The following is a 21,850-nucleotide window of genomic DNA, read 5'->3' as shown; positions in this document are numbered from 1 at the left end:
AGCGCGTGGAGGCGGCGGCCTCGCCCGCCTCGTCGGGCGGCGAGGCGCCGTGGGCGCCGAGCGCCGCGGCCACCGACTGAGCGGTCGCCACCGACGACGAGCGGCCGGCACGGGATCCGTGCCGGCCGCTCGGTGCGGTGCCCCGACCGCGGGGGGACGTCCGCAGTCCGGCCACCCGCCCGCCGCGGTCAGAGGTCGCGGCGGGACGTGGCGCGGGGTGCGGGTCGCGCGTGCCGGCACGACGACCCGCCCCCCGCAGATCGTGGGTGCCCCTCGCGGGGGCGCCCGTCAGGGTCAGCCCTGGCCGCCGAAGAACCAGTCGAACGGGTTCGGCACGTTGCCCGGGTCGGTCGGGTCGGTCTGCTGACCCTGGTCGCCGCCCGGCTCGCCACCCTGGTCACCCTGGCCGGGGAGCTGGCCCTGGCCGTCCTGGGACCCCTGGCCCGTGGTCTCGTCGTCCGCGGGGCGCGTCGCGAGCGTCACGTCGAGCTCGGTCGTCTTCCCGTCGCGCACGACGGTCAGCGTGGACTTCGCGCCCGCCGCGCGCTCGCGGACGAACGCGGTGAGCGACTCGGCGCCCCCGACGGCGTGGCCGTCGATCTCGACGATCACGTCACCGGACCGGATGCCGGCCTCGGCGGCCGGCGACCCGTCGGTCACCTCCTGGACCTCGGCGCCTCGGCGCGTGACGCCGTCCGCGGTCGCGGTCGCGTCGGCGAGCGTCACCCCGAGGAACGCGTGCTCGGCGGTGCCGTTCTCGATGAGCTGCTGCCCGATCGACTTCGCGAGGTTCACCGGGATGGCGAACCCGAGCCCGATCGAGCCGGACTGGGTGCCGCCGCCCGAGAGCGTCGCGATCGACGACGTGATGCCGATGACCCGACCCTGCGCGTCGAACAGCGGACCACCCGAGTTGCCGGGGTTGATCGCGGCGTCGATCTGGATCGCGTTGGTCACGACGGACGTGCCGCCGTCCTCGCCGGACGCGGACACCGGGCGGTCGACGGCCGACACGATGCCGGTGGTCGCCGTGTTCGCGAGGCCGAGCGGGTTGCCGACCGCGAGGACGGACTCGCCGACGCTCACATCGTCGGAGTCGCCGAGCGTCGCGGGCTGGAGGTCGTCCGGCGCGTCGACGAGCTGCACGACGGCGAGGTCGGTCGCCGGGTCGAGCCCGACGATCTTCGCCTCGAAGAGGCGCCCGTCGCTGAGCGTCACCTGGACGGTGTCGTTCTCCGCGCCGGACACGACGTGGTTGTTGGTCACGACGTGGCCCTGGTCGTCGATGATGACGCCCGATCCCTCGGCGCCGCCCTGCGAGGTCTGCACCTGGATCGCGACGACCGAGGGAGCGACGGCCTTCGTCACGGCCTCCCAGTCGGGGTTCTGCGACGACGAGTCGGAGACGGGCGCGGCCGTGTTCTCCTGGTGCTGGCCGACGTCCGCGAGCGACGCCGAGTCCTGGTCGGCGCCGAACGCACCGGTGAGGCCGGCGGTGCCGACGCTCGCGAGGACCGCGGCCGCGGCGGCCGCGCTCACGACCGGCACCCACGTGCGCCGGCGCTTCGGGCTGTCCGCCGCGCCCTGCTCGGTCGGGACCGGCGGCGCGGGCGGCGGCCCGAAGCTGCCGGACGGCGCGTGCGGCCCGGCCTGCGCGGGGCGTGCGTACGGGTTGGGCATCGGCGTCGCCGCGGTGTGCGCCGTGGGGGCGGGCTGCGGCGTCGAGAGGTGCTGCACGTGCTGCGGCGCGCCGAGCGGCTGCGTCGGGTGCGTCGTCGGGTGCGCCGTGGTCGGCGGGAGCGGCTGGGTCGCGGCGACGGGGGCCAGCGGCTGCGTGGGCGTCCCGGCAGGCGTCTCGGCAGCGACCGACGCGGCACGCTCGGCGGCTGCGGGCGTCGTCGCGGCTGCGGGCGTCGTCGCGGCGGGAGCGGCGGCCGGCGTCGACGCGGGCGCGTCGGGGGCCGGCGTCGACGCGGGCGCGTCGGGGGCCGGCGTGGTAGGGGTGGGCTCCGTGCCCGGGGTGTTCGTCATGGTGGGCCTCCTCGGTTCTGCCCACTACTTCACACCGCCGCGCTTGAACGAGGCTTGAACGAGCCTGGGAGTTCGCTGCGAGTTTTGACGCGTCGTCAGCGGTCCGCCACGAGCGTCGCGCGGACGGCGTCACGCACCCGCTCCCCCAGGCGCAGGCCGGCCTGCCGCCGCCCGGCCCGGGGAACGCGCACCTCCAGCACCTGGACGCCGTGGCTCGGGGCCGCGAGCGCGTGCCGCAGCGAGGGGACGTCCTGCACGAGCTGGTGGTCCACGCCGTACCCGGCGCAGAGCTGGGCGAGGTTCGCCCCGTGCGGGGTCGCGAAGACCCGCTCGAACGTGCGCCCCGCCGCCTCGGACGTCTCCCCGAGCCCGCCCGGCTCGAGACCGGCGAAGATCGAGCCGCCGTCGTCGTTCACGACGACGAGCTGGAGGTCGACGTGCGGCTCGTGCGGACCGCGCAGCAGGCCGCCCGCGTCGTGGAGGAACGTGAGGTCGCCGAGCAGCGCGCGCGTGCGTCGGTGCGGGCGGGCGGTGGCCACCGCCGCGCCGAGCGCGGTGGACACGGTGCCGTCGATCCCGGCGAGGCCGCGGTTCGCGAGGACGCGCGGCGCGTCGGCGTCGAGGCCGAGCACGAGGGCCAGGTCGCGCACGGGGTTGGAGGAGCCCACCACCAGCAGGTCGTCCGGCCCGCACGATCCGACGACGGCGCGCGCGACGCTCGGGCCGTCGGTCAGCGTCCCGTCGGTCGCCCCGGCGACGACCTTCACGGCCGCTGCGGACGCTGCGCGCCAGCGCGCGAGCCACCCCGGGTCGGTCGCGTGGCCCGAGGTCGGCCCGGGCGCGGGCCCGGACGGGTCCGGGACGCCCGGGCGCGGGTCGAGCCACCGCTCGGGTACCGCCGTCAGGACCGTCGACGCGTTGCGCGCGGCGTCGGGCCACGGGCCGGCGCCCGGCGCGACGACGCTCACCTCGACGTCGGGCCGCCCGAGCAGGCGCTGCACGGGCCGAGAGAGCGTCGGCCGGCCGAGCACGACGACGTGCTCCACGCCGTCCACGAGCTCGTCCACCCCGAGCACGAGCGCGTGCGCGACGACCAGGTTCGGGCCGCCGGCCGCCCCCGACGACGGCTCCGCGAGCAGGGGCCAGCCGCGCGCCTCGGCGAGGTCGCGCGCGACGCGGCCCGCCCCGTCGCCCGCGACGACGACGGTCCGCGCGCCGGGGGCAGGCACCGCGACAGCCGCGACCGGAGCGCCGAGGAGCGCGGCGTCGTCGTGCGGCTCGGAGCCCGACGGCACGGGCGGCACCGCGGAGGGCAGCACGACGGCCGAGCGGACACCGCGCGGGTCGGGACCCGGCGTGGCGAGCGCGTCGATGCCGGCCGCGACACCGGGGACGAGGGGCTCGCGGTACGCGAGGTCGAGGTGGACCGGGCCGGGGTGCCCCGAGCGCGCGCCGACCGCCTCGGCGAGCGCACGCGTCGCGACGGCGAGGAGGTCGCGCTCCTCGCCCGGGCGGCCGTCGGGGGCGGGGACGTCCGCGGCGAACCGCACCGCCGCGCCGAAGATCCCGGCCTGGTGCGTCGTCTGGTTCGCGCCCGTGCCGCGCAGCTCGTGCGGTCGGTCGGCGGTCAGGAGCACGAGCGGGACGCCCGCGTGGTGCGCCTCGAGCACCGCGGGGTGGAGGTTCGCGACGGCCGTCCCGGAGGTCGTGACGACCGCGACCGGCCGGGGCAGCGCGACGCCGCCGCGCACGACCGGACTCGCGCCGCGCGAGAGGCCGACGGCGAGGAAGCCGGCCGCGCGCTCGTCGACCCGCACGTGCAGCGTGAGGTGCCCGAGGTCCGACGCGGCCGCGAGCGCGTAGGCGAGCGGCGCGCTGCGCGACCCTGGCGCGAGGACGACGTCCGCGACACCCTCGTGCAGCAGCCGGTGCACGAGCGCGAACGCGCTGCGCACCGCGGGCGGCTGCGCGTCCAGGCCGTCGAGCAGAGCGTCGAGGTCCGAGCCGCCGGGCGGCGTCCCGGCGCCCGGGCCGGGCGGGGTCCCGGGCGCGCTCATCGCGCACCTCCCGCAAGCACCAGGCCGGCGACGCGGTCGAGCCGTTCGCGCCAGCAGCGGTCCGTCTCGTCGTCGGGCGCGGTGGCCGCGAGCGCCGCGGCGGAGGGTTCGGGGCGGACGACGGGCAGCGCGCCGTCGACGGGCACGAGGGGCGGGTCGGCCACGTCGGCGACGAAGAGGTTCACGGTCGCGAGCCCGCACGCGTAGGGCAGCTCGGGGAGCGCGGCCGCGAGCGCGACGCCCGCGGCGATGCCCACGGACGACTCGAGCGCGGACGACACGACGACGGGCAGGCCGACCTGCTCGGCGAGGTCGAGGCACGCGCGCACGCCGCCGAGCGGCTGCACCTTGAGCACCACGACGTCCGCGGCGTCGGCGCGCACCACCGCGAGCGGGTCCGCGGCCCGGCGGATCGACTCGTCGGCGGCGACCGGCACCGCGGTGTCGCCCCGCTGCCCGCGCCGCACGGCGGCGAGCCCCGCGACGTCGGCGCACGGCTGCTCGACGTACTCGAGCCCGCCCGCCGCGCGGTCGAGCGCGGGGAGCCGGCGCAGCGCCTCGTCCACGTCCCACGCCCCGTTGGCGTCGACGCGCACGCGCCCGCCCGGGCCGAGCGCGTCGCGCACGGCCTCGAGGCGCGCGACCTCGGCGTCGAGGGGTTCGAGCGCGCCGTCGGGCCGGCGCTGCGCGACCTTGACCTTCGCGGTGCGGCACCCTCCGGACGCGGCGACGAGCTCGCGCGCGCGGTCGGGCCCGACGGCGGGCACGGTGACGTTGACGGGGACGCGGTCGCGCACGGCACGCGGCCAGCCCTGGTGCGCGGCCTCGTGCGCCGCGCGCCACCAGGGCGCGGACTCCGCGTCGTCGTAGTCCCAGAACGGGGAGAACTCGCCCCACCCGGCCTCCCCGCGCAGCAGCACGCCGTCGCGCGCGTCGAGCCCGCGGAACCGCGTGGTCAGGGGGGTGAGGTAGACGACGGTCTCGAGAGGGTCGGGCACGCGTTCCAGGCTAGGCCACCGCGGCCAGTCCCACGTCGCCGGCGCTGGGCCGTCAGCTCGCGCGCGGGCGGCCCACGAGCTCGCCGACGAGCTGCACGGCGAGCGCGCGCACGTCGCGCCCCTCGCTCAGCGCGCTCACCGCGGCGCCGTCCACCACGGCGATGAGCAGCGCGGGCGGAACGCTCGCGAGGCCGCGCACCGCGAGGAGCTGCCCCACGGCGTCGTCGAGCCCCTGCCTGCCCTCGCCGTAGGCGCGGGCGAGCGCCGGGTAACGACCCGCGCCCACGAGGTGCTCGTAGAAGCCGCGCAGCTCGCTCTCGCCCCCGGGCGGCAGGACCGCGTCGACGAGCACGTGCGCGTCCTCGCGCGCGCGGTCCCCGCCCCGCGCGGCTCGCTCGGCCGCGCCGCGCGCGTGGGCCGCCCATCCGGCGACGACGACCTCGCCGGCCGCGCCGATGAGGTCGTCGAGGCCGGTGAAGTAGTACGTCGTGGCGGCGAGCGGGACGTCGGCCCGGGACGCGACGGCGCGGTGGGTCACCGATGCCGGGCCCTCCTGGAGGATGAGGTCCGCGGCGGCGCGGACGATCGCGTCCCGGCGCGCGACCCCGCGCGCCTGGCGGCGCGGTGCGGGCCGCGGGTCGGCGGTCTCGGTCGGCATGGGTGTCAGTGCCCTCCCCCGGAGAGGTTGAGCCCGACGACCCCCGCGACGATCAGCACGAGGGAGATCACCTTGAGGATCGTGACGGGCTCGTCGAACAGGACGACGGCGAGGACGGCGGTGAGCGAGGCGCCGATCCCCACCCAGACACCGTAGGCCACGCCGACGGGCAGGGACTTCAGGGCGATGCTCAGGCCGACCATGCTCAGGACGAGCATGACGACGAACGCGACGCTGGGCCAGAGCTTGGTGAAGCCGTGCGACGCCTTGAGGCTCAGGGCCCAGCCGGCCTCGAGCATGCCGGAGAGGATGAGGACGATCCATGCCATGGGGAGACTCCCTCGGGTCGACGCACCGGGTGGCAGGGCCCGCCGTCGTGCGCAGAACTGGTACTAACGTACCAGTTATCGGCCACGGGTCAAGGCCGCCGCCCGCAGCACGTCCGCGACGACCCCGACGTCGCCGTCGCGCACGCGTGCGGTGCCGACCACCGCCCCCGCCTCCCGGCGGTCCACCCCCGTCCCGCTGAGGGGCTCGGCCGGCACCCCGACCGCGTGCAGACCGTCGACCGCGGCGCGCTCGGCCGCCGCCCCGGGCAGCGGCACGACGAGGTGCAGCCCGGCGGCGACCCCGCCCACCTCCACCCCCGGCAGGGCGCGTGCGAGCGCGTCGAGCAGCAGGCGCCGCCGCCGCTGGTACACGAGCCGGGCCCGGCGCAGGTGCCGCTGGTAGGCGCCCGAGCCGAGCAGCGCCGCGAGCGCCGCCTGCTCGGGCACCGAGGTGCCGAGGTCCGCGTGCCGCTTCGCCTCCACCAGCGGCTCGACGACGCGCGGCGGCGCCACGACCCAGCCGAGCCGCAGCGCGGGCGAGAGCAGCTTGGACACCGAGCCGAGCAGCACCACGCGCTCGGGGTCCAGGGCCTGCACGGAGGCCACCGGCTGCCGGTCGTACCGCAGCTCGGCGTCGTAGTCGTCCTCGAGCACGAGGCGGTCGCCCGCCGCCGCCCACGCGAGCAGGGCGCGCCGTCGCGCGGGCCCGAGGACGACCCCGAGCGGGAACTGGTGGGCGGGCGTCACGAGGGCGGCGCGCGCGTCGTCGGGCAGCAGGTCCGCGCGCAGGCCGTCGGCGTCCACGGGCACGCCGACCGTCCGCAGACCGGCGTCGTGCAGCAGCTCGAGCGCCCCGCGCGACGACGGGTCCTCGACGGCCACCGCCACCCGCCCCGTGGGGCCGGGGCCCGCGACCCGTCCCGTGGCGAGCAGCCGGACGAGGAGGGAGAGCGCCTGCGCGACCCCGCTCACCACCACCACGTCGTCCGCCGCGACGTGAGCCCCCCGCGCGCGCCGCAAGTGGACCGCGAGCGCCTCGCGCAGCGCCGGCAGCCCCTGCGGGTCGGGATAGCCCAGGTCCGCGTCGGCGAGGCCCCGCACGCCGTCGCGCACGGCACGCGCCCACGCGGCGCGGGGGAAGAGCGCGGGGTCGGGCGTGCCGACGCTCACGGGCCGTGCCCCGGGCACCAGGTCACGCCCGGCGCCAGACCCGGTACCGAGCTCGACGCGGGGTGCCGCACCGGTCGGGCGGCGCGCCGCCCCCGCACCGCCCGACGGCGGCGCGGGCAGCGCCGCCACGACCACCCCCGAGCGGGGCCGGGACACGAGCAGCCCCTCGCCGACGAGCACGTCGACGGCGGTGGTCACGGTGCCGCGCGAGACGCCGAGCGCCGCCGCCGCGTCGCGGCTCGAGGGGAGCACGGCGCCCGCCTCGAGCCGGCCGTCCACCACGGCCGCGCGCAGTCCGGCGTGGAGCCACCGGCCGACGTCGCGGCCCGGTCGCGGTCCGAGGGCGAGCAGCAGCGCGTCGGGCTCGATCCGGGTCGCCATCTGGCCCAGTGAACCAGGCATGATCTGGACCTGCACCCTGGTCCAGACTCGACCCTACGGTCGGCTCATGGCCCTCGCCCCCCGCCCCTCCCACGGCATCCCGTCCGACGCCGACCGTGCGCCCGACCGCCCCGGCACGACGCGGTCCGGCGACCTCCGGTGCGCCCTCGGCATGGTGATCGTCGGCTCGTCGTTCGTCGCGTCCGCCGCCCTCGCCGACTTCCCGGTCCTCGGCGGGCAGGCCGCGCGCTACGCCGTCGCGGCGCTCGTCCTGCTCGCCGTCCTCGCCGCGCGGCGCGTGCCGTGGGTCCTGCCGTCGCCGCGCGCGCTGCTGCGCCTGACCGCGCTCGCGGCGACCGGTCTCGTGGGGTTCAGCGTCCTCGTCGTCGAGAGCGCGGGCCGCGCGGACCCCTCGCTCGTCGGGGCGGTCGTCGGCGCCTCGCCCGTCGTGCTCGCCGCGGCCGCCGCGCTCCGGGCACGCCGCGTCGCGGTCCGGACGCTCGCGGCGGCGGTCGTGGTGACGGCCGGCGTCGTGGTCGTCGAGGGCGGTGGCTCCGGGGACCCGGTGGGCGTCGCGCTCGCGCTCGGGGCGCTCGCGTGCGAGGTGTGCTTCTCGCTGCTCGCCGTGCCGCTCCTGCCGACGCTCGGCGCGCTGCGCGTCTCCGCGTACGCGTGCGTCCTGGCCGTCCCCCAGCTCGCCGTGCTCGGCCTCGTCCGGAAGCGCGTCACCGGGCAGCCGTTCCTCGCCGCGCCCGACGCCGCCGAGCTCGCCGCGCTCGCCTACCTCGCCGTCGTCGTCACGGCCGTGGCGTTCCTGCTCTGGTACTCCGGGCTGGCCGCGATCGGCCCCGCGCGGGCCGGCCTGTTCGCGGGCCTCCTGCCCGTCGCGGCGCTCGCGACCTCGGTCGCCCTCGGGTTCGAGGCGCTCGACGCCCGCTCCCTGGTCGGGACGCTCGTCGTCGGCGCCGGCCTCGTCCTCGGCCTCGCGGCGCCGCGACGTGACGGCACCGCCCCGGCGTCCGTGCCCCACGCCGACGAGCGGGCCCCCGCGCCGGGCGCGTCCCTCGCCCCGCAGCGGCTACCGTGACGACCGTGAGCAGCACCGAACCCACCCCCGCCGTGCCCGCCGACGACCCCCGCGCGCACGCGCTCCCCCGCCAGGTGTCCGAGACGTTCGACCCGGGTGCGTGGCGCGACGTCGCCGGGTTCGAGGAGCTGACCGACGTCACGTACCACCGGGGCGTGGAGCGCGACGCGGACGGCGCCGTCGTGCGCGACCTGCCCGTGGTGCGCGTCGCGTTCGACCGCCCGGAGGTGCGCAACGCGTTCCGCCCCCACACCGTGGACGAGCTGTACCGCGTGCTCGACCACGCGCGCATGACGTCCGACGTGGGGACGGTGCTCCTCACGGGCAACGGCCCGTCCCCCAAGGACGGCGGCTGGGCGTTCTGCTCCGGGGGCGACCAGCGGATCCGTGGGCGCTCGGGCTACCAGTACACGACCGCGCCCGACGGCGGCGGAGACGTGCACACGCGCGACGCGGTGGACCCGGCCCGCGCGGGGCGCCTGCACATCCTCGAGGTGCAGCGGCTGATCCGGACGATGCCCAAGGTCGTGGTCGCGGTCGTCAACGGGTGGGCGGCGGGCGGCGGGCACTCGCTGCACGTCGTCGCGGACCTGTCGATCGCGAGCCGCGAGCACGCGCGGTTCAAGCAGACCGACGCGAACGTCGGCTCGTTCGACGGCGGCTACGGCTCGGCGTACCTGGCGCGGCAGGTGGGGCAGAAGCGGGCGCGGGAGATCTTCTTCCTCGCGCGGGAGTACTCGGCGCAGGACGCGTACGAGTGGGGGGCGGTGAACGAGGTCGCGGACCACGCGGACCTCGAGGCGCTGGCGATCGAGTACGCGCGCACGATCGCGTCGAAGTCGCCGCAGGCGATCCGCATGCTCAAGTTCGCGTTCAACCTCGCGGACGACGGGCTCATGGGCCAGCAGGTCTTCGCGGGCGAGGCGACGCGGCTCGCGTACATGACCGACGAGGCCGTGGAGGGGCGCGACGCGTTCCTGGAGCGGCGCGACCCGGACTGGGGCCGGTTCGGCTACGCGTTCTGACCCGGCGGGTCAGGAGCCGGCGACGAGGCTCGTCAGCATCTCGATGAGGCCGCGGCCGACGAACGCCGCGGCGACGGCGAGGCCGAACAGGAGCCCGACCGAGATCGCGACGGGCGCGGCGGAGCGCGCGGCGCCGGGCTCGTCGTCGCGCGGCGTGCGCGGCGCGTAGGAGGGCGGGAGCCGACCCTCGGTCGAGCGCTGCGCGGCGCCCTCGCCGGGGGTGCCGGGCTGGGACGGGTGGACGGGGTGCGGGACGACGGTTGCCATGACTCCACGGTCCCGCCCGGGACCCCGTCTCCGCGTCGGCCCCGCGGCTCGACCTGGATGCCCGCCGGTCCCCCTCGGGGCGGAGCGGTCGTACGCCGTGGGGAGGACCCCGGGGGCCGCCGCCGGCAGAGACGGACCGTCAGCCGGCCTCCCAGCTCCCCGACCCGACCGGCACGAGCTCGATCCACGAGGCCCCGGGCTCGAGCTCGACGGGCTTCCCGTCCGCCCCGGTGAGCACCACCGGGGACTCGACCGTCTCCTTGGACCACGTCACCGGCACCTGCTTGCCGCCGCTCGCGACGACGCCCTCGCCGGTCCCCACGAGCTTCGTCTCCGGGACGGGCACCCCCGCCGGGTCCTTGAACGCCGTGTCCTCCATCGGCGCGGACAGCAGAACGACGTTCGTCGCCGAGAGCCGCACCTCGTCCGAGGACACGGCGGGCGTGTCGCCCTCGCTGCGCACGTAGCGCCCCTCGTCGGCGTTCCACTCCCACACCGCGCTGCTCGCGAACGTGAGCCGCACGTCGAGCCGCGTCGCGGCGCTGCCCGCCACGGTGGCGGTGCCGGTCCCCGGCTCCCGGGCGAAGACGAGCTGGGCGGGCGGGGGCGCGGTGCGGTCGCCGTCGGCCTGGGCCCAGAACTCCTCCGGGCTGCCGTACACGTTGTGCGGCGCACGGCGCGCGCGGGTCGTGGTGAACCCGTCGTCGCCCTCGTCCATGACGACCGACTGGACCCCCGCCGCACCGACGGCATCGATGAACGGCTGCTGGCCACCCGTGTACGCGAGGATCCCGTGCAGCGGACCGACGATCGCCGGATCCATGGGCCGGACGGAGCGGACGGGCCCGACGCGCTCGGGGACCTGCGAGTGGTAGACGGCGACGAAGCGCGTGATGCCGCCCTCGACGACCTCCTCCCACACGACGTCGGCCTGCTCGAGGCCGGTCTGCGGCCGCGCCTGGGGCGCGTTCTCGATCTTCACCGCGAGCGCCGGGCGGTCCGCGACCTCCTCGGCCTCGACGCCGGTCAGCGGCCACACGAGCGGCACGTCCGGCGTGGGCGGCGCCCCCTTGTCCGCGGACACGTCCGCGTCGACCGTCTCCGTGGTGGGCGCGGCCGGCTCGCCGCCGCACCCCGCGAGCAGGACCGACGCCGCGGCGAGCGCGACCACCAGCCTCGCCCGGACCGCACCGTGCCCTCGTGCCGTCCTCGTCATCCTCGACCTTCCCGTCGGTCCAGGACCCGGTCCTGGCGCTGCCCCTGCGACGGACGTGCGCTTCCCGGTCACCCTACGGCCCGGCCTACGCTGATCCGGTGAACCGCGCCGTCGTCCCCGCCGATCTCGACGCCCTGGTCGCGGCGGTCGGCGCCGCGCTCGACGGCGCCGGCCCCCCGGTGGCGCCCGTCCCGCTGCTCGCCCGGCCCGGGCCCGCCGACGTGCCGCCGGGCGCCGCGCTCGTCCTGCGCACGTCGGGCTCGACGGGCGAGCCGCGCGAGGTCGTGCTGTCCGCGGCGGCGCTGCGCGCCTCGGGCGCCGCGACGCACGAGCGGCTGGGCGGGCCCGGGCACTGGCTCCTCACGCTGCCCGCGACGCACGTCGCGGGCGTGCAGGTGGTCGCCCGCGCGCACGCGGCCGGGCGAGGCCTCACGGTCGCACCGGACGACGAGCCGTTCACCCCGGCCGGCTTCACCGCGCTCGTCGCCCGGGCACCGCGCGCCGCGCGCCGGTACGTCTCGCTCGTCCCCACGCAGCTCCACCGCCTCCTCGCCGCGGCGGAGGCGGGCTCCGACGGCGGCGGCGCGGGACTCGACGCGCTCTGCGCCCTCGACGCGGTCCTGCTCGGCGGTGCCGCCGCGCCTCCCGCGCTGCTGCGCCGCGCGCGGGCGGCGGGCGCGCGCGTCGTGACCACGTACGGCATGACGGAGACGAGCGGCGGGTGCGTGTACGACGGCGTCCCGCTCGGGGGCGCGCGCGTGCGCCTCGCACGCCCCACGCCGGAGGACGGGCCGGGCGGCGCCACGGGCGTCGTCGAGCTCTCCGGCCCGTTCCTCGCCGACGGCTACCTCGGGGACCCGGCCGCGACCGCGCACGCGTTCCGCACCGACGACGACGGCACGCGCTGGTTCCGCACCAGCGACCTCGGCCGGCTCGACGGGGCGCCGGACGAGCCGTCGCTCACCGTGCTCGGTCGGGCGGACGACGTCGTCGTCTCGGGCGGCGTCAACGTCGCCCCGGCCGCGGTCGAGGCCCTCGTCGCCGAGGTCGACGGCGTGGGCGAGGCGTGCGTCGTCGGCGTGCCGCACCCGGAGTGGGGGCAGGAGGTCGTCGCGGTCGTCACGACGGGAGGGCCCGCGCCCGCCGCTCCCGGCTCGGTCCCCGGCACGGGGGGCGCGGTCGCGGACGCCCCGGCCGCGCTCGTCGTCACGGTCCGGGACCACGTCGCGGATAGGCTGGAGCGGGCGGCCGCACCACGTCGCGTGCTCGTCGTCGCGGACCTCCCGCGCCGCGGGCCCGGCAAGGTGGACCGCGCCGCGGTGGTGCGGCTCGCCGTCGGGCACCTCCAGGGCCGCCCTGGTTGAGCCGCCCGCGGTCCCACCACCCTGCACGACCCGCACGACCGAGACGGAGCACCATGGCCAGCACCACCGAGTGGGTCGCGGGCGCGCGCCCGCGCACCCTTCCCGCCGCCGCGACGCCCGTCATCGTCGGGTCCGGCGCCGCGGCCCAGGTGGACGGCTTCGCCTTCTGGCCCGCGCTGCTCGCCCTCGGCGTCGCGCTCGCGCTCCAGGTGGGCGTGAACTACGCGAACGACTACTCCGACGGCGTGCGCGGCACCGACCTCGACCGCGTGGGCCCCATGCGGCTCACCGCGACCGGCGCCGCGCGACCCGGGCAGGTGCGCGCCGCGGCGTTCGGCGCGTTCGGCGTCGCCGCCGTCCTCGGGCTCGTGCTCTGCGCGGTGACCGGCCACTGGTGGCTGATCGCCGTGGGCGCGCTCGCGATCCTCGCGGGCTGGTACTACACGGGCGGCCGCAACCCCTACGGCTACCGGGGACTGGGCGAGGTCGGGGTCTTCGTCTTCTTCGGCCTGGTCGCCACGCTCGGCACCACCTACACGCAGGCGGGGGTGGTCACGTGGCCGTCGGCCGTCGGGGCGGTCGCGGTGGGCCTGCTCGCGTGCGCGATCCTCATGGTGAACAACATCCGCGACATCCCGACCGACGTCGTCGCGGGCAAGCGCACGCTCGCGGTCCGGCTCGGCGACTTCCGTGCCCGCCGGGCCTACGTCGCGATGATCTGGGTCCCGCTGCTGCTGGCGGTCGTGTGCGCGTTCGCGTCGCCCTGGGCGCTCGGCACGCTGGTCCTCCTGCTGCCGGCCGTGCTCCTCACGCTCCCGGTGATCGCGGGTGCGCGCGGCCCGCTCCTCGTGCCGGTGCTCGCCGGGACCGGGCTGTTCGAGCTCGCGTACGGCGTGCTGCTGGGGGTCGGGCTCGCGCTCTGAGCACCGGCAGCAGGCCGTGGCCTCGGTGGGCTCAGCGGGCCGACGAGGCCCCGGGCCGCTCGGTCGGCGCCGGGTCCGTGCCGGGCGCGGCGGCCTTCTCCTCGCGGTCGAGGGCGGCATCCTCGGCCGCCGCGTCGAGGGCCGCGTCCTCGGCCGCCGCGTCGTCCTCGATCTCGCGCGAGAACCGCTCGCCCGTGCGCGCGCGGTGCTCGGCTCGCGCGGCGAGGTAGCGCGAGGCGGCCTCGCGGGGCTTGCGCAGGGTCAGGTACGACAGCATGAGCGCGACGACCGCGGCGACGAGGACGAGCAGCCAGCCCCGGAGGCCGGCGAACCAGAGCACGCCCAGCGCGGCGGCGAAGAGCAGCAGACGCAGGACGGAGTAGACGACGACAGGCACGAGTCCAGGGTACGGCCCGTAGGCTGGAGCCATGCTTCGCGTGCTGCTCCCCCTCATCGCCGTCGGCCTCGCGGTCTACGCGCTCGTCGACCTCGCCTCGAGCGACGAGGAGGAGCGCGGCGGCATCCCCAAGGGGCTGTGGATCGTCCTCATCATCCTGCTGCCGTTCCTCGGCCCCATCGCCTGGATCCTCGTCAAGCGGTCCGCGTCGCGCTCGGGCTCGCGGTACGCGGGCGGGCGCCCGTCGGGCGGCTCGTCGAACGGCGGCACGCGCCGGCGCCGCAACGCCCCCGTCGCGCCCGACGACGACCCCGAGTTCCTCTGGCGGCTCGAGCAGCAGCAGCGCCGCCAGGCACGGGACGAGGCGCCCTCGCCCGCGACGGACGACGCTCCCCCGGCGACCGGGGACACGACGGAGGACGGCCGGACCGAGGACGACGGCGACGCGCGTCGACCCGGGGCGAGCAACGGGTCCGACGACGGCGACGACACCGCCCGCTGACCGACCCGCCGCGCACAGGTCGAGCGCTGCGTCCGCGGTCGAGCGCTGCGCGTCCAGACGCAGCGCTCGCGCGGGGACGCAGCGCTCGGTGCGGCGCGGTGCCGGACCGGGTCAGTCGCCCGGGTTGAGGCCCGAGTACGAGTGCTTGCCGTTGAACAGCAGGTTCACGCCCGTGAAGTTGAACAGCACGCACGCGTAGCCGACGATCACGAAGTACGCCGCCCGGCGCCCGGACCAGCCGCGGGTCGTGCGCGCGTGCAGGTACGCCGCGTACACGATCCAGACGACGAAGCTCCAGACCTCCTTGGGGTCCCAGCCCCAGTAGCGGCCCCACGCGTGCTCGGCCCAGATCGCGCCGCCGATGATGGTGAACGTCCACAGCACGAACGCGACGGCGTTGAGGCGGAAGCTCAGCGCCTCGAGCTGGAGCGGCCCCGGCGTCGAGTCGAGCCAGCGCCAGCCGCGCGCGCCGAGGAACGCATTCCCGGAGTCGCGCGAGTCGCGCAGGAGCTGGAGCACCGACGTGACGAACGCGACGGTGAAGATGCCCGTCGCGATGATCGCGACGCCCACGTGGATGACGAGCCAGTAGGACTGGAGCGCGGGCTGCACGCCGGTCGCGGCGACGAAGAACGCGTTCTGCGCGAGCACGAGGAAGAGCACCGCGAGGCCGGTCACGAACGACCCGAGGAAGCGCACGTCGCGCTTGAGGGAGACTCCGAGGAACACCGCGAGGGCCACGAAGGCGCCGACGAGCGTGAACTCGTACATGTTGGCCCACGGCGTGCGGCCCGCGGCGATGCCGCGCGTGACGATCGCGACGAGCAGCAGCGCCGTCCCGAGCCACGTGAGCGAGATCCCGATGTTGGCGGCCTTGCGCGACGGCTCGGGCGCGGCGACGGGGGCGGCGTCGACGGCCTCCGGAGTGTCCGGGCCGTACGGCGAGACGGACGCGCCCGCGCCCGCGAGCACCTCCGCGCCGGGCGCCTTCGCGTCGGCCCGTGCCTCGGCCCGCTCGTCGTCGGCGCGGCCCGCGAGCCGCGCGAGGTCGATCGCGAACGCGACGAGCGCGACGGTCAGGGCAGTCGCAGCGGCCCAGACGAGGTCCTGGCTCAGCTCGGCTACGGTCATCGGTCAGCCTTTCGTGCGCGGTCGCGCGGTCGGGTCCTGTGCGGGACGCGCGGTGGAGCGGGTGCGGTCGGCCGGTGCGCGTCCCGGCGACGAGGTGAGGTCACCCTCACCCGATGGTGCCACGCCCGGGAGCGCGGCGAGAAGCGAGTCCACCTCGCCCTGGAGGCCGGCGTCGTCCCCGCGGGCGAGGCCCGCGACGGCGACGACGGTGCGCTCGCGCGGGGCGTCGTCGCCCGTCCCGGGCACCTCCTCGCGCCACGCGCGCACCCACACGCGGCGGCGCGGGGTGAAGAGCGAGACGGCGAGCCCCGTGAGCGCGCCGAGCGCGAACACGAGCACCCACGTGAGCGACGGGTCGTGGCGCAGGTCGAGCGCGACGTAGCGCGGCAGCGAGTCGAACGTGATCGTGCCGAGGCCGTCGGGCAGGTCGACCGTCTCGCCCGGGGCGACGAGCAGCTTCACGCGCTCGCCGTCCTCGTCGACCGACGGCGTGAGGTCGTCGGTGTCGAGGCGGTAGACGTTCTGCGGCAGGCCCTCGTCGAGGCCGAGGTCGCCGCGGTAGACCTCGAGCACGAGCAGCGGGTTGATCGGCTGCGGGTACACCGACGCCGCGGTCTCGCCGTCCTCGCTGAGCTGGGCCGTCGGGAGGAAGTACCCGACGAGGCCGATCTGGTCGAGGCCGGAGGACACGTCGGGCACCTTGATGACGCCGCGCGAGGTGTACATCGTGTCCTCGGGGAGGAACGGCACGCGGCCGGAGAACGCGACCTCGCCGTCGGCGTCGTGCACCGTGACCTCGGGCGCGAACCCGTTGCCCTGGAGGTAGATCTTGGCGCCGCCCGCGGTGAGCGGGTGGTTGACCTTGATGGTCTCCTCGTGGGTCGTGCCGTCGGGGTCGCGCACGGTGACCGTCGCGGTGAAGTCGCGCGACTGCGCGAACGCGACGGAGTCCTGGGCGAACTCGGACTCGAAGGCGTCGAGCGTCATCGAGAACGGCACGAGCGACGACGGCCGGAACCACGCGCCGTTCTCGAACGTGTCGTAGTCGACGACCGCGTTCGCGAACCCGCGGCCCTCCGTGACGATCGCCTGGCCGCGGTAGTGCAGGAGCTGGCCCGTCGCGACGGCGACCAGGAGGCCGACGAGAGACAGGTGGAACAGCAGGTTGCCGGTCTCGCGCACGTAGCCCCGCTCGGCGGACACCGTGCGCGCCGCGGGCCGCGCGGCGGCGCGGCCCCGTGCCGGGGCGGCCTCCTCGGTGCCCGTGTCGACGCGGAACGTCGGCAGCCAGCGCAGACGGCCACGCAGGTGCGTGCTCGCGGCCGCGACGACGTCGTCCGGCGACGCGTCGGTGACGGCGCGCCCCTGTGCCGGGAAGCGGTCGAAGCGCCGCGGCGTGCGCGGCGGGCGCGTACGCAGCGCCTGCCAGTGCGCCTTGGTCCGCGGCAGGATGCACCCGACGAGCGAGACGAACAGCAGGATGTAGATGGCCGAGAACCACACCGAGGCGTAGACGTCGAAGAAGCCGAGCCGGTCGAGCCACTCCCCCGTCGTCGGGTTCTCCTGGAGGTAGCGCAGCACGGCCGCCGGGTCCTGGGGGCGCTGCGGCAGGACGGAGCCGGGCACCGCCGCGACCGCGAGCAGCATCAGCAGCATGAGCGCGACGCGCATGCTCGTGAGCTGGCGCCACGTCCAGCGCAGCGTGCCGCGCCACCCGAGCCTCGGGAGCGCCGGGCCGCCGGCGCCTCCCGCGTCGCCCCCGCCACCCGACGGCGTCCGGTCCCCCGGGCCGTCGCCCGCGGAGAACGCGTCGTCGATGCCCTCGGGGCGGTAGCCCGTCGAGGTCGTCGGACGCTCTTCCGATCTCTCGGCCTGGCCGGTCCGCTCGGTCATCTCACACCACCGTCACGTAGCCGTCGATCCAGCCCTGCATGGTCGACGTCCATGTCGTCCACAGGCCCGTGACCAGCGCGAGGCCGATGAGCACGAGCAGCCCGCCGCCGATCCGCATGATGGCGAGGCGGTGCCGGCGCAGGAAGCCGAGCATGCGCTGCGAGCTCTGGAGCCCGAGCGCGATGAGCAGGAACGGCACACCCAGGCCGAGGCAGTAGGCGATCCCGAGGATCGCGCCACGGCCCGCCGAGGCCTCGTTCAGCGACAGCGACTGCACGGCGACGAGCGTCGGACCGAGGCACGGCGTCCAGCCGAGCCCGAACACGATGCCGAGCAGCGGCGCACCCCAGAGCCCGGCCTGCGGGCTCAGGTGGAGGCGCCGCTCGCGCTGGAGGAACGGGACCGCGCCCATGAAGGCGAGCCCCATGAGAATCACGACGACGCCGAGGACGCGCGTGATGACGTCCTCCCAGCGGACCAGGTGCACGCCGATCGCGCCGGCCGCGACCATGAGCGCGACGAAGACCAGGGTGAACCCGGCGACGAAGAGCCCGACCCCCGCGAGCACGCGCCCGCGGCTCGGCGCCGCGACCCGGGTGGCCGTCGTCGTCCCCCCGGACGCTCCGCGCCCGCTCCCGGCGTTCGCCGCGGCCATGCCCGAGACGTAGCCGACGTAACCGGGCACGAGCGGCAGCACGCACGGCGACGCGAAGGACACGAGCCCCGCGAGGACCGCCACGGGGACCGCCAGGAGCATCGACCCGCTCCAGACCGTCGCGGCGAACGTGTCGCCGACGCTCGTCGCGGCGGCCGCGGGGAGCGCGGCGGTCGGGACGGTGGCGGCGAGGGACGCGAGGGTGACCACGGTCAGCCGGCCGCCTCGTCCTCGGCGAGCACGTCGTCGACGAGCGCGTCCAGGGTGGAGCCCTCGGCGAGCCCGATGACGCGCGCCGCGACGCGGCCCTCGCGGTCGAGCACGACCGTCGACGGCACGGCCTGGAGCGGCACGGTGCCGGAGAGCGCCGCGACGACCTCCCCGCTGCGGTCGTCGATCGACGGGTAGGGCACCTCGAACCGGCGCTGGAACGCCTGCGCGGCGCCCGCCTCGTCGGTCGTGTTGATGCCGAGCACCTGCACGCCGTCGTCGGCGCGGTCGTTCGCGAGCGCCACGAGGTCGGGCGCCTCGGCACGGCACGGCGCGCACGCCGCGTACCACGTGTTGAGGACGACGACGTCGCCCAGCCAGGCGCTCGTGTCGACCTGCTCGCCCTCGTAGTCGGTGCCGGTGAGCGCGACGACGTCACCCCGCTCGCCGGCGTCCCAGGTGCGGACCGAGCCGTCGCCGGAGACGTAGCCCTGCCCGACGACGTCGGTCGTCGCGCCGGAGTCCTGGGCGCACGCCGCGAGGCCGAGCGTCGCGGCGACCACGACGCCCGCGGTCAGCACGCGGCGGACGGGCGGGAGGGCGCGCGGGTCACGCGCGCGCGAGCTGGCGGTCACAGCGTCATCACGGGAGGCACCCTGCCCGGGGTTCCTGGACGCCACCTGAGAGACGTGACCTCCGCCACTCCCGAACGGGACGGTTCGGGCGCCTGGACGGCGACGACGGCGTGAGACATGACCGACGTCACGCCCCCGCGACGGTCGCGGCGCCCGGGAGGAGGTCGGCGACCGGCTCGGAGTAGTGCAGGCCGACGAGGCGGTCGTCCTCGAAGTGCAGCGACGTGAGCGACGCGAGCGAGCACTCACGCTTGCGCGGGTCGTGCCACAGCCGGCGGTTCTCGAAGCTCAGGCGCGTGAGCCACACGGGGAGCTGGTGGCTGACGAGCAGCGCCTCGTGCCCGGCCGCCTTGTCCCGCGCGTCGGCGACGGCGGCCCGCATGCGCGCGACCTGCTCCACGTACGGCTCGCCCCACGACGGGCGGAACGGGTTCCACAGGTAGGGCCAGTGCTGCGGGTGGCGCAGCGACCCGTCCCCGACGCCGAACGTCTTGCCCTCGAAGTGGTTCGCCGCCTCGATGAGGCGGTCGTCCGTGCCGAGCTCGAGCCCGAAGGCCTCGGCGGCGGGCGTCGCCGTCTCCTGCGCGCGCTGGAGCGGTGACGCGACGACGACGGCGAGGTCGGCGCGCGGGCGCGACGCCCCGTCGGGGCCGGGCTCGCCCGCGAGGTGCGCGGCGACGCGGCGGGCCATCTCGTGGCCCCGCTCGGAGAGGTGGTAGCCGGGGATGCGGCCGTAGAGGACGCCGTCGGGGTTGTGGACCTCGCCGTGGCGCAGGAGGTGGACGATGGTGGAGACCATGCGCACCAGTGTCCCGCACTCCGGGCTCTGACCGGCACCCGGCGCACGCGACCCCGGGGCGGCGGCGGGGTCAGGCGTCGCGGTCCGCCTTGCACGCCGCGGCGACGGCGGCCATCGCCTCGCCGAGCGCCTGGAACTGCTCCGGCGTGAGCACGTCGACCATGAACCGGCGCACGGCCGCGACGTGCGCCGGGGCGGACGCCACGAGCACGCGGTAGCCCTCCGGCGTCATCGCGCAGTTGACCCCACGGCGGTCGCCCGTGCTCGCCGAGCGCCGCACCAGGCCGCGCGCCTCCATGCGCGCGACCGTGTGGGTGACGCGGCTGCGGGAGCGCGCGAGCCCGTCGGCGAGCGCGGACATGCGCAGCGTGTGGTCCGGGCTCTCCGAGAGCCGCACGAGGAGCTCGTACTCGTTGAGCGAGACCTCCGACCGCTCCTCGTGGTCACGCCCCAGCGACTCGATGAAGCGCACGGTCCCGTCGAGGTAGGCGCGCCACAGACGCTGCTGCTCGGCGTCGAGCCAGCGCGGCTCCGCGCTCGCGGTCGCGACGGTGCTGGCGGTCGTCGTCGGCTGGGCGTCGACGTCGTTGCTGGTCATAGGTCCTCGGGCGCTCGCGGACGGGGGTCGGTTCGGGGGCGGAACCTCGGGCAACATTCTTCCACCCCACCGGGAATAGACGGATCACCCCCTGCTGTTGATACGCTCGTACGAAGTTGAACCTTCAACCAAGTTCGGTCCTCCGGGACCCACGACCCCCTCAGGAGCACCCATGGCCACGCCGCTGCCCGCCGGGCTCAACGCCGGTACCTACGCCCTCGACTCGTCCCACTCGCAGGCGGCCTTCACGGTTCGCCACGCCGGCATCTCCAAGGTGCGCGGCACGCTCGCCATCACGGCCGGCACCATCACCGTGGGCGACGACCTCGAGTCGACCTCCGTGACCGCCGAGCTCGACGCGGCGTCCGTGAGCACGGGCGACGCGAACCGCGACAACCACCTGCGCAGCGCGGACTTCTGGGACGCCGAGAACAAGCCGACGTGGACGTTCTCGTCGACGAGCATCTCCGGCGACGGCGACGACTTCGTCGTGGCGGGCGACCTGACCATCAACGGCGTGACCAAGCCGGTCGAGCTCGAGACCGAGTTCGCGGGCACCGCGACCGACCCGTTCGGCAACGCGCGCGCCGGGTTCGAGGCGACGACCGAGATCTCCCGCAAGGAGTTCGGGCTGACCTGGAACGCGGCGCTCGAGACCGGCGGCGTGCTCGTCGGCGACAAGATCAAGATCGCGCTCGACGTCTCGGCCATCAAGCAGGGCTGACGACCGACTCCCGGACACCCGTCCGTCCCCGGGACCCTTCCCCGGGAACGCTGCACCCACCGGCAGGGGTGCCGCCCGAGGGGCCGCGTGCACCAGCACGCGGCCCTTCGTCGTTCAGCGGTCCTGCGCCTCGGCGAGCGCGCGAGCCTGGGAGTGGAACGCGAGGATCTGGAGCTCGCTGCCGACGTCCACGCCGCGCACGTCGACGTCCGCGGGCACCTGGAGGGCGCGCGGCGCGAAGTTGAGGATCTCGCGCACCCCGGCGGCGACGACGCGGTCCGCCACCGACTGCGCGTGCGCCGCGGGCGTCGCGAGGACCACGATCGACACCTTCTCGCGCGCCACGACCTCCTCGAGCGCGTCGACGTGCTCGACGACGAGACCCGCCGCCCGCGTCCCGACGACGTCCGGCGACGCGTCGAGGAGCGCCGCGACGTGGAAGCCGCGCTGCTCGTAGCCCGAGTAGTTCGCGAGCGCGTGCCCCAGGTTGCCGATCCCGACGATCGCGATGCGGTGCTCGTCCACGAGCCCCAGCGCCTCGGTGATGTACTGCGCGAGCGAGTCCACGTCGTACCCGACGCCGCGCGTGCCGAACGAGCCCAGGAACGACAGGTCCTTGCGGAGCTGCGCCGGGCCCACGCCGGAGAGCTCCGCGAGCTCGACCGACGACGTCGTCGCCACCCCCCGCGCCACGAGGTCCCGCAGCGCCCGCAGGTAGGACGGGAGCCGCGCCACCGTCGCGCTCGGGATCCCCGGCGCCGTCACCTCACCGACTACCTGCTCAGCCACCCGTCACCCCG

Annotated in this window: 22 protein-coding genes; 6 read left to right on the top strand and 16 right to left on the bottom strand. The window is 76.4% G+C overall.

What is annotated here, in order from left to right:
- Positions 1-294: 294 nt before the first annotated feature.
- From FB00_RS04440 to FB00_RS04415, 6 genes are all read right to left on the bottom strand, one after another.
- Positions 295-2,031: a S1C family serine protease gene (locus FB00_RS04440; protein WP_082140967.1), complete on the bottom strand. Its 1,737-nt coding sequence runs from the start codon at positions 2,029-2,031 to the stop codon at positions 295-297.
- A gap of 95 nt (positions 2,032-2,126) precedes the next feature.
- Positions 2,127-4,088, bottom strand: coding sequence for a 2-succinyl-5-enolpyruvyl-6-hydroxy-3-cyclohexene-1-carboxylic-acid synthase (gene menD, locus FB00_RS04435; RefSeq protein WP_082140966.1), 1,962 nt, complete (start codon positions 4,086-4,088; stop codon positions 2,127-2,129).
- Positions 4,085-5,086, bottom strand: coding sequence for an o-succinylbenzoate synthase (locus FB00_RS04430; protein ID WP_047231565.1), 1,002 nt, complete (start codon positions 5,084-5,086; stop codon positions 4,085-4,087). The genes menD and FB00_RS04430 overlap by 4 nt, the downstream gene beginning before the upstream one ends.
- Before the next feature lie 52 nt (positions 5,087-5,138).
- Entirely contained in the window at positions 5,139-5,744 is a 606-nt protein-coding gene (locus tag FB00_RS22630; protein WP_047231564.1) for a TetR/AcrR family transcriptional regulator, read from the bottom strand.
- Between the two features lie 5 nt (positions 5,745-5,749).
- Positions 5,750-6,073 carry a DMT family transporter gene (locus FB00_RS04420; RefSeq protein ID WP_047231563.1) on the bottom strand — a complete coding sequence of 108 codons (324 nt, stop codon included), beginning with the start codon at positions 6,071-6,073 and terminating at the stop codon, positions 5,750-5,752.
- Between the two features lie 75 nt (positions 6,074-6,148).
- Positions 6,149-7,645, bottom strand: a complete 1,497-nt coding sequence (locus tag FB00_RS04415; protein ID WP_156186289.1) for a PLP-dependent aminotransferase family protein — start codon at positions 7,643-7,645, stop codon at positions 6,149-6,151.
- Between the two features lie 46 nt (positions 7,646-7,691).
- Between FB00_RS04415 and FB00_RS04410 the strand changes: the two genes are divergently transcribed.
- Together FB00_RS04410 and FB00_RS04405 are read left to right on the top strand one after the other, a co-directional pair.
- On the top strand, positions 7,692-8,711 hold the full coding sequence (locus FB00_RS04410) for a DMT family transporter (protein ID WP_082140965.1): 1,020 nt from the start codon (positions 7,692-7,694) through the stop codon (positions 8,709-8,711).
- 5 nt (positions 8,712-8,716) lie between these two features.
- Complete coding sequence (locus tag FB00_RS04405; protein ID WP_231581708.1) at positions 8,717-9,736, top strand: 1,4-dihydroxy-2-naphthoyl-CoA synthase; 1,020 nt, start codon at positions 8,717-8,719, stop codon at positions 9,734-9,736.
- 9 nt (positions 9,737-9,745) lie between these two features.
- Here the strand turns inward: FB00_RS04405 and FB00_RS04400 are convergent, their stop codons facing one another.
- Both FB00_RS04400 and FB00_RS04395 read right to left on the bottom strand, forming a co-directional pair.
- Positions 9,746-10,003 carry a hypothetical protein gene (locus FB00_RS04400; protein ID WP_047231562.1) on the bottom strand — a complete coding sequence of 86 codons (258 nt, stop codon included), beginning with the start codon at positions 10,001-10,003 and terminating at the stop codon, positions 9,746-9,748.
- Between the two features lie 139 nt (positions 10,004-10,142).
- Positions 10,143-11,219, bottom strand: a complete 1,077-nt coding sequence (locus FB00_RS04395; protein WP_047231561.1) for a DUF3048 domain-containing protein — start codon at positions 11,217-11,219, stop codon at positions 10,143-10,145.
- Positions 11,220-11,317: 98 nt separating this feature from the next.
- On the opposite strand from FB00_RS04395, the gene FB00_RS04390 reads away from it, so the two are divergent.
- Both FB00_RS04390 and FB00_RS04385 read left to right on the top strand, forming a co-directional pair.
- Positions 11,318-12,583, top strand: a complete 1,266-nt coding sequence (locus FB00_RS04390; RefSeq protein WP_047231560.1) for an AMP-binding protein — start codon at positions 11,318-11,320, stop codon at positions 12,581-12,583.
- Between the two features lie 53 nt (positions 12,584-12,636).
- The gene (locus FB00_RS04385; RefSeq protein ID WP_047231559.1) at positions 12,637-13,506 is read left to right on the top strand and encodes a 1,4-dihydroxy-2-naphthoate polyprenyltransferase; all 870 of its coding nucleotides are present in this window, start codon (positions 12,637-12,639) and stop codon (positions 13,504-13,506) included.
- 31 nt (positions 13,507-13,537) lie between these two features.
- On the opposite strand, the gene FB00_RS20925 is transcribed toward FB00_RS04385, so the two are convergent.
- Positions 13,538-13,903: a DUF4229 domain-containing protein gene (locus tag FB00_RS20925; RefSeq protein WP_082140964.1), complete on the bottom strand. Its 366-nt coding sequence runs from the start codon at positions 13,901-13,903 to the stop codon at positions 13,538-13,540.
- A gap of 31 nt (positions 13,904-13,934) precedes the next feature.
- On the opposite strand from FB00_RS20925, the gene FB00_RS04375 reads away from it, so the two are divergent.
- A complete protein-coding gene (locus FB00_RS04375) occupies positions 13,935-14,405 on the top strand; it encodes a PLD nuclease N-terminal domain-containing protein (protein ID WP_047231557.1) in 471 nt (156 codons plus the stop codon).
- Positions 14,406-14,516: 111 nt separating this feature from the next.
- On the opposite strand, the gene ccsB is transcribed toward FB00_RS04375, so the two are convergent.
- The 6 genes from ccsB to FB00_RS04345 all read right to left on the bottom strand — a co-directional run bounded on the left by ccsB (position 14,517) and on the right by FB00_RS04345 (position 20,326).
- The gene (ccsB, locus tag FB00_RS04370; protein WP_047231556.1) at positions 14,517-15,536 is read right to left on the bottom strand and encodes a c-type cytochrome biogenesis protein CcsB; all 1,020 of its coding nucleotides are present in this window, start codon (positions 15,534-15,536) and stop codon (positions 14,517-14,519) included.
- A 3-nt stretch (positions 15,537-15,539) separates the two neighbouring features.
- Positions 15,540-17,429, bottom strand: a complete 1,890-nt coding sequence (gene resB / locus FB00_RS04365; protein WP_047231555.1) for a cytochrome c biogenesis protein ResB — start codon at positions 17,427-17,429, stop codon at positions 15,540-15,542.
- A 1-nt stretch (position 17,430) separates the two neighbouring features.
- Positions 17,431-18,186 carry a cytochrome c biogenesis CcdA family protein gene (locus FB00_RS04360; RefSeq protein WP_047231702.1) on the bottom strand — a complete coding sequence of 252 codons (756 nt, stop codon included), beginning with the start codon at positions 18,184-18,186 and terminating at the stop codon, positions 17,431-17,433.
- A 110-nt stretch (positions 18,187-18,296) separates the two neighbouring features.
- A complete protein-coding gene (locus tag FB00_RS04355; RefSeq protein WP_082140963.1) occupies positions 18,297-18,929 on the bottom strand; it encodes a TlpA family protein disulfide reductase in 633 nt (210 codons plus the stop codon).
- A 127-nt stretch (positions 18,930-19,056) separates the two neighbouring features.
- The gene (locus FB00_RS04350; RefSeq protein WP_047231554.1) at positions 19,057-19,728 is read right to left on the bottom strand and encodes a histidine phosphatase family protein; all 672 of its coding nucleotides are present in this window, start codon (positions 19,726-19,728) and stop codon (positions 19,057-19,059) included.
- Between the two features lie 70 nt (positions 19,729-19,798).
- A complete protein-coding gene (locus FB00_RS04345; protein WP_047231553.1) occupies positions 19,799-20,326 on the bottom strand; it encodes a MarR family winged helix-turn-helix transcriptional regulator in 528 nt (175 codons plus the stop codon).
- A gap of 172 nt (positions 20,327-20,498) precedes the next feature.
- Between FB00_RS04345 and FB00_RS04340 the strand changes: the two genes are divergently transcribed.
- The gene (locus FB00_RS04340; protein WP_047231552.1) at positions 20,499-21,050 is read left to right on the top strand and encodes a YceI family protein; all 552 of its coding nucleotides are present in this window, start codon (positions 20,499-20,501) and stop codon (positions 21,048-21,050) included.
- 114 nt (positions 21,051-21,164) lie between these two features.
- Here the strand turns inward: FB00_RS04340 and FB00_RS04335 are convergent, their stop codons facing one another.
- Positions 21,165-21,839 carry a redox-sensing transcriptional repressor Rex gene (locus FB00_RS04335; protein WP_197088739.1) on the bottom strand — a complete coding sequence of 225 codons (675 nt, stop codon included), beginning with the start codon at positions 21,837-21,839 and terminating at the stop codon, positions 21,165-21,167.
- Between the last annotated feature and the right edge of the window lie 11 nt (positions 21,840-21,850).

The organism is Cellulosimicrobium funkei, assembly GCF_001019615.1.
In the GTDB taxonomy this organism is placed as follows: Bacteria; Actinomycetota; Actinomycetes; order Actinomycetales; family Cellulomonadaceae; genus Cellulosimicrobium; species Cellulosimicrobium cellulans_E.
Note: the sequence above shows the minus strand (reverse complement) of the source record. Positions and strands in the feature narration are given on the sequence as shown.

Bases quoted from the DNA above. Each gene is read 5' to 3' on its own strand.
- FB00_RS04440 (WP_082140967.1), bottom strand. From the start codon at position 2,031: ATGACGAACACCCCGGGCACGGAGCCCACCCCTACCACGCCGGCCCCC.
- menD (WP_082140966.1), bottom strand. From the start codon at position 4,088: ATGAGCGCGCCCGGGACCCCGCCCGGCCCGGGCGCCGGGACGCCGCCC.
- FB00_RS22630 (WP_047231564.1), bottom strand. From the start codon at position 5,744: ATGCCGACCGAGACCGCCGACCCGCGGCCCGCACCGCGCCGCCAGGCG.
- FB00_RS04420 (WP_047231563.1), bottom strand. From the start codon at position 6,073: ATGGCATGGATCGTCCTCATCCTCTCCGGCATGCTCGAGGCCGGCTGG.
- FB00_RS04415 (WP_156186289.1), bottom strand. From the start codon at position 7,645: ATGCCTGGTTCACTGGGCCAGATGGCGACCCGGATCGAGCCCGACGCG.
- FB00_RS04410 (WP_082140965.1), top strand. From the start codon at position 7,692: ATGGCCCTCGCCCCCCGCCCCTCCCACGGCATCCCGTCCGACGCCGAC.
- FB00_RS04400 (WP_047231562.1), bottom strand. From the start codon at position 10,003: ATGGCAACCGTCGTCCCGCACCCCGTCCACCCGTCCCAGCCCGGCACC.
- FB00_RS04395 (WP_047231561.1), bottom strand. From the start codon at position 11,219: ATGACGAGGACGGCACGAGGGCACGGTGCGGTCCGGGCGAGGCTGGTG.
- FB00_RS04385 (WP_047231559.1), top strand. From the start codon at position 12,637: ATGGCCAGCACCACCGAGTGGGTCGCGGGCGCGCGCCCGCGCACCCTT.
- FB00_RS04375 (WP_047231557.1), top strand. From the start codon at position 13,935: ATGCTTCGCGTGCTGCTCCCCCTCATCGCCGTCGGCCTCGCGGTCTAC.
- ccsB (WP_047231556.1), bottom strand. From the start codon at position 15,536: ATGACCGTAGCCGAGCTGAGCCAGGACCTCGTCTGGGCCGCTGCGACT.
- resB (WP_047231555.1), bottom strand. From the start codon at position 17,429: ATGACCGAGCGGACCGGCCAGGCCGAGAGATCGGAAGAGCGTCCGACG.
- FB00_RS04360 (WP_047231702.1), bottom strand. From the start codon at position 18,186: ATGCTCCTGGCGGTCCCCGTGGCGGTCCTCGCGGGGCTCGTGTCCTTC.
- FB00_RS04350 (WP_047231554.1), bottom strand. From the start codon at position 19,728: ATGGTCTCCACCATCGTCCACCTCCTGCGCCACGGCGAGGTCCACAAC.
- FB00_RS04345 (WP_047231553.1), bottom strand. From the start codon at position 20,326: ATGACCAGCAACGACGTCGACGCCCAGCCGACGACGACCGCCAGCACC.
- FB00_RS04340 (WP_047231552.1), top strand. From the start codon at position 20,499: ATGGCCACGCCGCTGCCCGCCGGGCTCAACGCCGGTACCTACGCCCTC.